This window comes from Arsenophonus nasoniae (genome assembly GCF_004768525.1).
GTDB classification, from domain to species: domain Bacteria; phylum Pseudomonadota; class Gammaproteobacteria; order Enterobacterales; family Enterobacteriaceae; genus Arsenophonus; species Arsenophonus nasoniae.
On sequence record NZ_CP038619.1, the window covers coordinates 24,842 to 37,103 of the forward strand.

Annotated in this window: 13 protein-coding genes; 11 read left to right on the forward strand and 2 right to left on the reverse strand. The window is 45.3% G+C overall.

Going from position 1 to position 12,262, the window contains the following annotated elements; genetic code table 11:
• Positions 1–18 precede the first annotated feature (18 nt).
• Both ArsFIN_RS23250 and ArsFIN_RS23255 read left to right on the forward strand, forming a co-directional pair.
• Positions 19–1,527, forward strand: coding sequence for a GspE/PulE family protein (locus ArsFIN_RS23250; RefSeq protein WP_135678886.1), 1,509 nt, complete (start codon positions 19–21; stop codon positions 1,525–1,527).
• 101 nt (positions 1,528–1,628) lie between these two features.
• On the forward strand, positions 1,629–2,783 hold the full coding sequence (locus ArsFIN_RS23255) for a retroviral-like aspartic protease family protein (protein ID WP_162143454.1): 1,155 nt from the start codon (positions 1,629–1,631) through the stop codon (positions 2,781–2,783).
• A 36-nt stretch (positions 2,784–2,819) separates the two neighbouring features.
• Here ArsFIN_RS23255 and ArsFIN_RS23260 read toward each other — a convergent pair whose 3' ends face one another.
• Entirely contained in the window at positions 2,820–3,314 is a 495-nt protein-coding gene (locus ArsFIN_RS23260) for an Hsp20 family protein (protein ID WP_026824273.1), read from the reverse strand.
• Positions 3,315–3,424: 110 nt separating this feature from the next.
• On the opposite strand from ArsFIN_RS23260, the gene ArsFIN_RS23265 reads away from it, so the two are divergent.
• The 5 genes from ArsFIN_RS23265 to pilV all read left to right on the forward strand — a co-directional run bounded on the left by ArsFIN_RS23265 (position 3,425) and on the right by pilV (position 7,648).
• On the forward strand, positions 3,425–4,525 hold the full coding sequence (locus ArsFIN_RS23265) for a type II secretion system F family protein (protein ID WP_026824274.1): 1,101 nt from the start codon (positions 3,425–3,427) through the stop codon (positions 4,523–4,525).
• Positions 4,526–4,528: 3 nt separating this feature from the next.
• A complete protein-coding gene (locus ArsFIN_RS23270) occupies positions 4,529–5,155 on the forward strand; it encodes a type 4 pilus major pilin (RefSeq protein ID WP_246067569.1) in 627 nt (208 codons plus the stop codon).
• A 91-nt stretch (positions 5,156–5,246) separates the two neighbouring features.
• Positions 5,247–5,711: a lytic transglycosylase domain-containing protein gene (locus ArsFIN_RS23275; RefSeq protein ID WP_034250640.1), complete on the forward strand. Its 465-nt coding sequence runs from the start codon at positions 5,247–5,249 to the stop codon at positions 5,709–5,711.
• Positions 5,708–6,373 carry a prepilin peptidase gene (locus tag ArsFIN_RS23280; protein WP_026824276.1) on the forward strand — a complete coding sequence of 222 codons (666 nt, stop codon included), beginning with the start codon at positions 5,708–5,710 and terminating at the stop codon, positions 6,371–6,373. Before ArsFIN_RS23275 ends, ArsFIN_RS23280 begins: the two co-directional genes overlap by 4 nt.
• A 12-nt stretch (positions 6,374–6,385) precedes the next feature.
• Complete coding sequence (pilV, locus tag ArsFIN_RS23285; protein ID WP_135678890.1) at positions 6,386–7,648, forward strand: shufflon system plasmid conjugative transfer pilus tip adhesin PilV; 1,263 nt, start codon at positions 6,386–6,388, stop codon at positions 7,646–7,648.
• A 6-nt stretch (positions 7,649–7,654) separates the two neighbouring features.
• Here pilV and ArsFIN_RS23290 read toward each other — a convergent pair whose 3' ends face one another.
• Positions 7,655–8,182, reverse strand: coding sequence for a lipocalin family protein (locus ArsFIN_RS23290; RefSeq protein ID WP_026824277.1), 528 nt, complete (start codon positions 8,180–8,182; stop codon positions 7,655–7,657).
• Between the two features lie 76 nt (positions 8,183–8,258).
• Between ArsFIN_RS23290 and ArsFIN_RS23295 the strand changes: the two genes are divergently transcribed.
• From ArsFIN_RS23295 to ArsFIN_RS23310, 4 genes are read left to right on the forward strand one after another with little or no spacing between them, the layout of a single operon-like run.
• Positions 8,259–8,570, forward strand: a complete 312-nt coding sequence (locus tag ArsFIN_RS23295; protein ID WP_026824278.1) for a TrbM/KikA/MpfK family conjugal transfer protein — start codon at positions 8,259–8,261, stop codon at positions 8,568–8,570.
• Positions 8,571–8,573: 3 nt separating this feature from the next.
• Positions 8,574–9,353, forward strand: a complete 780-nt coding sequence (locus tag ArsFIN_RS23300; RefSeq protein ID WP_246067570.1) for a glycosyltransferase family 61 protein — start codon at positions 8,574–8,576, stop codon at positions 9,351–9,353.
• A gap of 11 nt (positions 9,354–9,364) precedes the next feature.
• Positions 9,365–9,988: a hypothetical protein gene (locus tag ArsFIN_RS23305; RefSeq protein ID WP_026824280.1), complete on the forward strand. Its 624-nt coding sequence runs from the start codon at positions 9,365–9,367 to the stop codon at positions 9,986–9,988.
• 48 nt (positions 9,989–10,036) lie between these two features.
• Positions 10,037–12,205 carry a type IA DNA topoisomerase gene (locus ArsFIN_RS23310; RefSeq protein ID WP_135678892.1) on the forward strand — a complete coding sequence of 723 codons (2,169 nt, stop codon included), beginning with the start codon at positions 10,037–10,039 and terminating at the stop codon, positions 12,203–12,205.
• Positions 12,206–12,262 lie beyond the last annotated feature (57 nt).

Here is a 12,262-nt window from a genome sequence, read left to right on the forward strand (position 1 = left end):
AAACGGAGCAAAAACGTTATGCTAAATACCCTTCCGCAACCCGATGCCGATATCGCCCGCTTTGTGCGGGTGACTCAGGCCGAGGACGGCATGATTGATATTTTTATCGCGGACAATTACCGCGAAGATTTCAAGGTTCAGCACTTTGTCAGCCGGGTACAGAAAGCCTTTCCGGGGCGTACCCGCTGGGCCAGCCTGTCGCTGGATGAAATCGCCAACGTCGCCCTCCCACAATCGGGTGATGCCCCGGCACACAGCGTCAATCAGCAGCGGGTATTAAGCTACTTCCGCAAAGCCATTGCGCTATCAGCGTCGGACGTGCATTTTACCGTTGGGCGTGATGGCGGCGAGTTTTGCTATGTTGAGGCGCGGGTTCACGGTGAACTGCAATGTCTGGACTGCATCGACAAGGACGAAGGGATGGCGCTGGCATCCACCATTATCCTGTCGATGTGTGACGTTACTGAGAAGCAGTTTTACCCCAATCTTCATCAGGATGGCCGCATTGCTGAACGCTTTTTAAAGCCGCTGGGAATATTTGGTGCCCGCTATGCGCATATGCCTGCTGTCGGCGGGCTGTATGTAGTGATGCGTCTGATTAAGGATGATGGCGATGCCGTACCGGATTTTGAATCCTTGGGCTTTCTGCCCGATCAAGTCCGGGCACTGAAACGCCTGTTGCGTCGTCCCGAAGGGATGATGATTTTATCCGGGCCAACCGGATCCGGGAAATCCACCACGCTACGCACCGCCTCCGCCGCCTATCTTGCGCTATGGGGCTATATCAACAAATTACCGATACGGCGACTGTTAACCATTGAAGACCCGCCAGAAGGTCGTATTTACGGTGCAATCCAGACGCCGATCATCGCTGACAAGAAAAACACCGAAGAAATCAAACGCGCATGGCTGTTGTCGATGGCTTACGCGCTTCGATGTGATCCAGATGCGATTTTAAACGGTGAAATCCGCGATTTGGAATCTGCCATCACTGCGCTAAAAGCGGCCATGACCGGGCATCTGCTGATGACGACACTTCACGCCAATGATGGCCTGAATATCCTTGAGCGACTCGAAATAGAAGGGGTATCGGCACGGTTACTGGCCGATCCGCTGTTGTTAATCGGGCTGATAAGTCAACGGTTGGTACAGCGCTTATGTCCGCACTGCAAAGTGCCTTATCAGCGGGTTGCCGGGCAGCTTGAGGCGGATGATCGCTTCCTGATTGAACAGTATTGCCAGCCTGAAAAGGTGTTTATGCGCCATTTTGAAGGCTGCGAACACTGTTATCACGGGATTGTCGGGCGGATTGTGGTAGCCGAAGTGATTGCCCCGGATGCCCAATTTTTTGAACTGTACCGGACAAAAAGTAAAGCGGCCGCGAAAACCTACTGGCATCGAAAACTAGGTGGCATGACCCGTAATCAGCACGTTCTGCACTACATCCATGCGGGAGAAGTTGACCCACTGGCCGCGCATTTTATTTGCCCGATTGATGAAGATAGTTATACGTTATTGCCTCAATAAATTACACACACAGGTATTTATGTGTATTATGATTAATCTATCACTGTATGAGTGCGTAAGTAATGAATGTATGTGCAAAGACAACATTAGTAGTCTTCTCTATGGCTCTTCTAACTTCATCTTTATCTGGATGTACGGTTAAAAAACCAGAGAAATCAAATGAGGCTGCCAATGATATCTTAAATGAAAATTTTTATAGCAGTCTGGTTATTCCTGTTTCCATCAACAATAAGTTATATCATTTCTTAGTTGATACAGGTGCCAGTATTACCATTATCGACGAAGAAATAGCTAAAGAAATAACACAGGAAGTCTCATACTCATCCTTGCATCCATTCCATAAGGAAATTTTCTCTAACTTTAAAAGTGTTCACGATAAAATCGACGTTAAAAACCTTAAATTCCTTAAGCCAGTGAGCATGTTTATTGGTAAAGAAGAAGTCAGTGATAACGAAATATGGATTGCAAAAGATTTAAGTCTTTTTACTCAAGCAGTCGGTACAAATATAGATGGTATTATCGGCATTGATACTTTTAGAAAATTTAACTGGCAAATTGATAATAAAAAAAGACTTTTAACCATATCAAAAAAATCACCTTCAATATCAACTTATTCATACTGCATAGCATATTCAGATGCCTATGGCGAATCACCATCCTTGTATCTAGATTATGGAAACAATGATTACATAAAGATGAGAGTTGATACCGGAAACGATGGAAGTGACCTTGGGAACGATTTTCTGGAGTACTTTAAAAAACAAAATGGGAAAATAACACCTATCAAATATAATATTTCAGCAATGGAGGTAACAGGTCTTATTAAAAGACGTGATTACATACTCACTGGTTTAAAATTCAATAATCACCCACTTGGGGAAATAAGAATAGCTGGAAACAATAATAACCAATATCTTTTAGGTATGAATTTTTTATCCCGCTTTAATCGCTATGCGTTTATGCCAAGTAAAATGCTTTTCTGCTATGACACAAACTCATTGCATAAAGAAAACCAATATCCCGTTAGAAACATTGGAGTTAGATATTATAATAATCGCATAGAGATTTTCTATAATGAGAACAAGGAACTTGATAAATACCATCTTAAAAATGGTGATATTATTAAAAACATCAATGGTATAGATTATCCACCACAAGAAATTGATAAAATCCGTAAAATTTTATCATTAACACCCAAAGGAAAGCTAACCTTGATTATTGAACGTATGGGTATTGAACAAAAAACGGTTATTTAATTATTGATAAAAACGCCCCAATCAGGGGCGTCATTGTTAAGCCGCGTTGTGTTCAAGCACACGGCCTGATTCATTTTGAACGCCAATTGGAATCTTCTGCGGTTTTTCATGTTCAGGGATCTCGTAGATAAATTGCAAGGTTAATAATCCTTTATCCAGCGTCGCTTGCTGAATTGTTATTCGATGCTCAAGGCTGAAATTTACAGAAAATCCATTTTTACTAATGCCTTGATGTAACCATTTAACACCTTCTTTTTCATCTTCTGATTCATTTTTCTCATCGCTCACTTTACCACTGATGGTTATCTGATGATTATGCACAGAAATCTCCAATTCATCTTGTGAATAACCCGGCACACTAAACGTTAGCTCATAATGGTTCTTGTCTTTCTGACGTAGGTTATAAGCTGGATTATCGCCAAGGGGCTTTTCACCAGTTAGCCGACTAAACAGCCGATCCATTTGGGTAATGCGATCAGGAAGATAATTACTGAAGGTAGGAATTAGAGATAAAGAACGATAAGAAGTCATATGCCCTCCTTGAGGGTCTGTATGTCGAAGATCAAAGTTGACTTCAACAATAAAAATATGGGGGTCATATAAGACATTTTCAAGTCACCGACCATTTTTTGGAGTAAAATATGTCGTTTCGATTAAATATCGATTTTCTCGCTGTTAAACCTCACGTTGACACTACCATCCGCTGGATTTACCAAAAAACCTTTTCCGCCAAAGACCGCATTGCCTTCTACGACATGCTGGCCTTTCTGCTGGATAACAACAAATCATTGCAGCAAGCCTTTATCGATATGCGCAACGTGGTCACCGATTTTGGCCGCAAACATCATCCCTACGCGGTGCTATTGACCGATTGCCTGTCTGCGCTGGATGAGGGGCAAGGGGCGTTTGAAAAAGTGCTGCTCGAGTGGGTGCCGGTTCAGGAAGCCACCCTGATTGGCTCCGGCATCCTTTCCGGCAAGCTCTCCGATGCCTTGCGGCGCGCCAGCCAGATTGTCGAGGGCAAGAAAACCATGGTCTCCGCCCTGTTCGGCGCACTGGCCTACCCCTGTTTTCTACTAGGGATTGTAGTGCTGATGATGCATATGGTGTGTGAGAAGTTTATCCCCAAGCTGGCAAGACTGGTGCCGCGTGAGAAATGGGATGGACCTTTAAGCCTGCTCACAGGTATTTCTGAATTTATTGTTAATTTTGAGTGGTTACTGCTCTTTGGCCTGCTGGCCCTGCTCGGATTGATGGCATGGTCAATGGGCCATTGGGTCAATCGAAAAATTGCCGACAATCTGCCGCCGTGGTCAGTCTATCGCGCCGTGCAGGGCGTTTATTTTTTGCTGAATATCGCCGCCTTGCTGCGCGTCAATATTCCGGTCATGCAGGCGGTCAATATGCTTGGCGAAACCGCGAGTCCATGGCTGGAAAGGCGCATTAATGAAACGCTCCATTATATGCGACAAGGCGAACATCTGGGACTGGCTTTAAAAAGCACCGGCTACTACTTTCCCTCACGGGATTGTGTCAATCAAATGATGCTGTTAACCGAAGGTGCGGGGACAGAACACAGCCTTGAGCGTTATGCTGACCGTTGGTTGGCTATCACCATCAAACAGGTCAAGAAAAAAACGCTCTGGTTAACCGCGCTCTGCTTCTTATTGGTATTCGGTTATATGTTGCTGCTGTTATTAGCCAGCCGCGATTTAAATACGATGGTCAATCAAATGGGGTAAGCAATGAAAAATAATTCAATGGCATTTTATCAACACACCAAAGAGGAAAATATGAAAAAACAGTCAACACTTCACCGGGGATTTTTAAGTCTGGAAATGATGGGGGTACTGGCTATTATTGCCGTCGCTATCGTTCTCGCAGTCGGCGCGGTGTCCGGCATGTTTAACAAAAGCACCATTAACGACGAAATTGCTAACGTACAGGCATTAGTGACGCAATCACGCGGCATGCTAAAAACCCAGGGTGAATATCCCTTTACCAATGGCGCGAAAATGACCGGCACACTGGTACAATTTGGCGGTGTACCCGGAAATATGACCATTAACGGAGAGAAATCAAAGGGCGATGCGAAAATAGCCAATGGCTGGGGCGGTGATGTCATCATTGCCCCGGAAAAAGTGCAAGGCTCAACCAATAACAAAGGGTTTTCCGTCACGTATAAAAACGTGCCACAGGAAGCCTGTAGCACAATGGCAACAAAACTCAGTGGCAGCGCCATGATACACGAGGTTTCCATATCCGGTAGTAATAACGTCGGCGCAGTGACCGCTGAAAAGGCCGGCTCACAATGTAAAGCGGATAACGGCTCTGTCGGCGTCAATACCCTCATTTTCAAATCTAACAATTAATTCCCCCCTTCTTTTTTTAATTTTTAAAGCCTTTTGATGCAGAAAGGGCGAGTGTTGCTTTTTCTGCATTTAAGGAGCGAATATCGTGAAAATGATTACCTTGTGGCTTGCCATATGTTTAACCACGGCGGCAAAGGCGTTTTGTTTTAATGAGGCGGGCGCAATATACCAGATTGACCCCAAACTGCTTAAAGCCATCGCCCAGCAGGAAAGCAGCCTGTCTGCGAAAGCCGTAAATATCAATCGAGATAAACAGGGGCGTGTGTTAAGCGTGGATTATGGGTTGATGCAGATCAATTCCACCCATATCCCTAAACTCCAGAAAATGGGAGTGATCCGCAACCAGCAGGATTTACTCAATCAGCCGTGCCTTAACGTTAAAATCGGCGCGTGGATATTGGCGCAACATCTGCGTGAGTGCGGTGTTAACTGGGCTTGTCTGGGGTCATATAACGCGGGCTTTCATCCCCGCAATGAAAAGAAACGCTTGCGCTACGCACAACAGATTTATGCGCGCTACTGGCCGGTTATCAGCGGTGACAGGAGGAAACCATGAGCGCGGTCAGTCTCGTGTTGATGGGACTCTGCGCCGTCATCGTGCAAAGCAGCGTGGTCATTGTCGCAAGGCGATTTCTGGATTTTCATCAGGAGCGCCCGCTGTCAGCTATCGGTAGGCGGGTTACGGTAACGTCTATGATTTTTACCGGATTAACCTTTCTATTGACCATGCTAGCGCCCTCGCCGCTACAGGGACTGTTTTCTTTGGTTTTCCTCGCGTTTTTAGCCTTGTTTATCTATCTGGATGCGGCCAGTCGCTGCTTACCGCGCTGTTTTACGCTGGTGTTTGGGTTGACGGGCGCTGTCTTTCGTCTTCTGCTGTCCCCGGAGAGCGTATTGACCGCCCTACTCGCCGCGTTAATTATCTTTGGTGTGCTTTTGGGACTGCGAACCTTTGCTTATCGTCGCGATGGCTACGCGCAGTTTGGTTTGGGCGATGTGTACCTGATGGCAGGATTGGGCATGTGGTTTTCCTTCCCGGCTGTTCTCTGGGTAATCAGTGGTGCCGCCGTTTCAGGAGGGATTTTTTTGCTGGCAAGAAGATCACGCCATCCGATGCAGTGGCAAGAAAACGTCACTTATCGTTCAGCCCCGTTTGCGCCGTTTCTGTGTGGCGTAGCGGCTATTACACAGGTTGGGCAGATGGGAAGTTATTTTTAAGGAGGTCACATATTGAAAAAAACAATCAAGAAAAAAAAGCCAGAAATCCATCGCGGATTTGTCTCGCTGGAAATCATGGGGGCATTGGTGGTTGTAGCCCTTGCCGCCCTGTTGGGTGCAGAGAAATACAGTGACTATCTGGATGAACAGGAGTGGGTCGTCGCGGCCCGTCATGCCGGTCAGTTTAATGAAGCGGCAAAGCAGTATATTGCTGACCATCGTGATGAATTACTCAATAAACCCCTGCCCTACCGTATTACGCCCTCGTTACTGATTAAAAACGGTTATCTGCAACAGGGCTTCGCCGAGAAAAACGGCTTGGGTCAGCAGTACGTCACCGGCGTCGTGAAAAACAGCGCCAAAAGCCAGCCAGCATTACAGGCGCTCACCTGCAGCGTACAGGGGAACGCACTTTCAGAAAAAGGAATGCGGCGGATTGCCGCTCAAATTAACGGTATGGGCGGTTATGTTGACGAAAAAAATATCGCTATCGGGGCTTACGGCGGCTGGACAAGCCAGCCAAGGGATTTTGGCCTCGATTGTCGATATGGACATATTGCCATTGCGTTGTCGTCAGAAATATTAGGCAGCGTATTGCAGGAAAGCGACCGGCTGTATCGCTTTCAGGTGAAACATAAGCCTGAGTTGAATCGGATGAACACCGCTATTGATATGGGTGGTAACAATCTCAATAACACGAATGCTGTTAATGCCAAAGAAGGGGTTTTCAGTAAAACCGTCACCGCAAACGGAGATATAAAAAGTCAGGGGGGATGGCTGGTCACGCAGGATAATAAAGGCTGGATGAATAGCAAACATAGGGGCGGATTTTATATGTCTGATGATGAGTGGATACGCGCTGTCAACAACAAAAGTATTTATACTGGAGGACAGTTAAAAGGCGGTACGGTACGCGCAGATGGCCGCTTATCAACCGGAGATTTTTTACAGCTCGAGAAAGTCGTCGTTGAAGGTTCGTCCTGCCCCTCCAATGGATTAGTGAGTCGGGATGTTAAAGGCGCACTCCTTTCCTGTCAAACCGGCAGGTGGACCAAAACGACTGGACTGGGTCCTGTTTCCTATCATAAAACCAATTCAGGTGCTAAAAATATTGGCTCACACGATTTTTGTGCGATCGCAGGCTTTCACTTACCGGGCAGCCATTTTGATTATGTAGCCTGTCATGTGAAACCAGATGAGCATAAAAACTGGATTTTATCAGGTGGTCCGCAATTTTTTGTTCGCTTCCAATGTGAAGCAATTTGCATTAATTAAAAAATTCTACTCATCCTGATTCACCCATATCAATTTATCAACGGGGAAATTAAGTTCTCTGGCAAGATTTAGCAAAGACTCCGTTTCCGCCGTCTCGAGCCTAGGTGTGCGTGAAAGCAGCCAAAGATAGTTTCGACTTGGCCCTGCTACCAGCGCATAACGATATTCTGGATGGAGCGCTATCACATGGTAGCCACCATAGAACGGCCAGAAGAAGGAAACTTTCAGTGACCCCTTTTTCGGGGAACCTATAAATTTTGCTTTACCTATACTTTTTCGCCATTGATGCAGCTCGGGCAAAAATCCCCGATTAATGACTTTCACACTCCCGTCGGGATTAAGCATGTAATTGGCGGTAACCCGTTCTAGGCCACACTCAAAACGATTGTCTAGTCGGGCAATTTCGTACCAGAGACCGAGATATTGATTCAAATCAAAATTTTCTACAGCCTTTACACCCTTTGGCGAAGACATACTACAAGAGAGAGATAGCAAAGAAGATATTAGTAAATACAGGTTTCTCCATAATTTCATGTCACGTCAACCTTATAACCATTTTCAATAAATACTCAATCAGCGTAGTTCAAACCAACTTGATAGGAAAGTCATTATGAATAAAACCCTCTTCACTGCAACATGGCTATTACTTGCAGCCAGTATTCCTCTTTCTGCTCAAGAAAAAGTTGACTCAGGCGACCCGTGTACCGTTGTACTGTGCATGTACGGGAAGCTACAAGGCAGCAATCAAAGTGAGTGTAGTGGCGCTGTTCGTAAATTTTTCTCCCTTAGGAAATTTGGACGACACGGTTTTGACCCATGGAAAACCTTTGTTAAACGGCGTGATTTTCTGGACGGATGTCCCACGGTAGATCCGGCAATAGTCAGCGACATTATGAAACAATTTGGCAAACTGAGAGGTTGAAAAATGAACCTGTATATCGCAGAAAAAACCTCTAGAGCGAAGGATATTGCTACAGAGATGAATGGCAAATTCAATAAATCTGATAAAGAACGTTTTAATACGCGGATTGGTAGGGAAGTTATCCTATGGGACTATTTGAAAACAGATAAAGTAATAGCAGATATTGGCATAGACATTACAATAAAAGATCCTGATTTGTACGACCGCATCAGTAATTATGTGCTTTTGCATGGAGAGGATTTGCAAGGCATGTTCAAAAATGAGAAGTACCTGTATATGTCCTGCTTTATTCGTGATGTGCGCGCTTTCAGAAATGAATTTGAGTTAGAAGAACGCCTAAAGCCCCTCTTTAGTCACGGCAAAGGAGATGCTTTTGAATTTGTCATTAGCTTTCCAGAGAAAATGAATTTTGATGAAAAAGATATAATAAAAAGTTCTTTTGTGAATATCAGTCAACAACATGTTTTAACTATTAATGATGTGATCTGGGAGTGCTTTGTCCATCAAACAAAAAATGGTCAAATAGTTGATGCCCAGTTTGAGGCCTGTAGATCCAACATCGACAAGTACTCAAGGGCAGAGTTGGTAAACATCAATCTAATAGATACATTTCAGCCTAATTCTTATGTGAGGCAATTATTAAGGGGCGCCGAGAAGATTGGTAACATAGACGGTCGTTCAGTCTGGTTCAATCCACATGGATATTACTTTTGCTGGGACAAGGAAACGGAATACCTACTTGAAAGCTGGTTAACATTTCCGGCTTATCCTATTCATTGGTAAGGAACTCATTTATGAAAATGAGTTCAATTAACACCATCTATGATTTTATGCGGTACTGCCGGATGCCTCTTTATTTTCAGCGTTCAATCAGAGACATGAAGGTTGGTGATACCTTTATACTGGGTAAATACACACAACCTGCTTCAAAATATAACGTTAAATTTCATGTTCCCCATCGTGTCTCAGTAGATGGCGAAGCGCATTTTGTTGCTGAAGCCTGGATAGAAAAAGAGCGTGGTTTTTTCTCTTTTTATGCCACGTGGACATTTCCAACGAAAACTGAACGCAGCTTCATTATGGTTTCAGGTAAATTCAGAGTACGTCAATGGGGACTTATCGATTTTGATAAAAAAGATGATGGTGATGTCAAACATTTTGCTCTGGTTTGCCGATATCTAATGCATATACTTAACAAAATGACTTATGAAGCCAAAAAAGTTTATTTTGAAATGAAAAGTATTCCTTTATTCAATGGAGTCTGGCTGGACAGGGATTTTATTGAAAGAAGACCCATAGCAGTCGAAGTCGATGGCAAAATCAAGCCTGTTTGGGTTAGCTATAAGCATTACTTACCTACGCCCCAACTTTCAGCCATTGTAGAGGCTGCTTCTGCCTTAGAATTATTCGACATCTAATCTAACCATTCTACTCGTTTGAATTGATATCCCTTTTAGGAAAAAAGTATGAACCTATATATCGCAGAAAAGCCCTCTGTGGCGAAGGATATTGCTAAAGCACTGGGTGACCATTTCCAGAAAAAAGACGGCTATCTTGAATCAGCCGATAACGTCGTGACATGGTGCTACGGCCATCTCCTGAAATCGATTGAACCGGAAGCGTATAATCCAGATTACGCGCAGTGGAAAGCCAAGGATTTGCCATTGCTGCTTTACCCGTTGCGCTATGAGCCGATTGCCGGAAAGGAAGCGCATACCCAAACCGTCATTGACTTGATTAACCGGGCTGATGTGATTATCCACGCAGGCGACCCGGACGACGAGGGGCAATTACTGGTTGAGGAATTGCTGGAATATACCGGCAACAGCAAGCCAGTTAAGCGTTTGCTGATTAATGACAACACCAACGCCGCCGTTAAAAAGGCACTGTCCCAACTGAAAGATAATCACCATTTCAAAGGAATTTACCGCAAAGCACTCGCACGGGCCGCTGGCGATTTGATTTACGGTATGAGCATGACCCGTGCTTATACCATTGAAGGACGCAAAAACGGCTATCGGGGCGTCTTGTCCGTGGGAAGAGTGCAAACGCCGATCCTTGGGCTGATAGTACGCCGCTATCTCGCCAATCAGTCGCATACGTCGAGTTTTTACTACCCGCTTATCGGGGATTTTGCCGTTAACGGCCAGACATTCGCCGCCAACTGGAAGGTCAACGAAAATGCGCCGCAGGACGACAAGAAGCGCCTTACCAGCAAAAGTTATGCCGATGCACTGGCAGCACGTTTACGCGGCAAGGACGCCGATATAAAGGCCGCTGGCGTGCAGGAGAAAGAAACCGCCCCGCCGCTTCCGTTCAATCTGGTGAGATTGCAACAGACGATGAACCGCCAGCACAAAATGACGGCGGCCCGAACGCTGGAAATCACCCAGCAGCTACGCGAAAAATACAAAGCGATCACCTATAACCGCTCAGATTGCTCCTATCTATCTGACGAGCAGTTTAACGAAGCGCCACAGGTACTTGAGGCACTGCAAGGTATTAGCGATTTTAACGGACTTGCTCTTGATCGGAGCCGTAAAAGCAAGGCGTTTGACAGTGGCAAGGTAACGGCGCATACCGCGATTATCCCGACGGCCAAAGTACCGGAATTAAACGCCCTTAGTGAGCATGAAAGGTTAGTTTATCTAGCAATCGCACAACATTATCTGGTGCAGTTCATGCCCAACAAGCGTTATCTGGAAGCCTCAGTTGTCGTTGAGGTTGAAGGTGAAACCTTTAGCGCACGGGCAACAAAAACGATGGATGCCGGGTTTAGCGCCTTTCTCAAAGGTGAAGCGTCAGACGCCAGCGATGAGGATATGCCGGACAGCGCGTTTGGCGTGCTACAGGCATTACGCACCGGGGAAACCGGCCGTTGTGATGCGGTGACCGTGAATGAAAAGAAAACCACGCCACCGCTGCTATTTACCGAAGCCACGCTACTGGCAGCACTGGTGCGGGTAGCGGATTTCGTTGAAGATGCACAAATTAAACAATTGCTAAAAGAAAAGGATAAAGACAAAAAGGATGAGCACGGCGGCATCGGTACACCCGCCACACGTTCTGACATGCTGGAAAAACTAAAAAACCGCCAGTTTATCCGTGAAGAAAAAGGGAAGTTGATCCCCACTGAAACCGGCGTGGCATTTTTCCGCGCTCTGCCAGCGTCAGCGACACTTCCCGATATGACTGCGCTCTGGTCAGCACAACAAAGCGATATCGAGCAAGGCAGTAAAACGGTTGATGAATTTGTGAATACGCTTATCGATGATTTGCGCCAGCACGTCAATACAGTCAGCGTGGGTGAAATTAAAGGCGAAACAAAACCCAACAGTGGACAGGTAGAAAGATTAGCCACACCCTGCCCCAATTGTGGTAAGGATATTGTGGTGCGTCCCAAACTGTTTGCCTGTACCGGCTGTGACTTTAAAATCTGGTCTACGGTGGCAGAGAAAAAACTCACCGCTAAACAGGTTGAAATTCTCATTCAAAAGGGAAAAACAGGCATGATTAAAGGCTTTAAAAGCAAAGCAGGGAAAAATTTCAATGCCATGTTGATTTTACAAGATAAAACCACTGGAAAAGTGGGATTTGAGTTTAACCGCACTGAACCCTGTCGGAAAAGATTTTAAGTTGTTTTTTTAATTATCAAAATTTCTTCCTCATCCTTTATTTTCCCTCGCTATTTT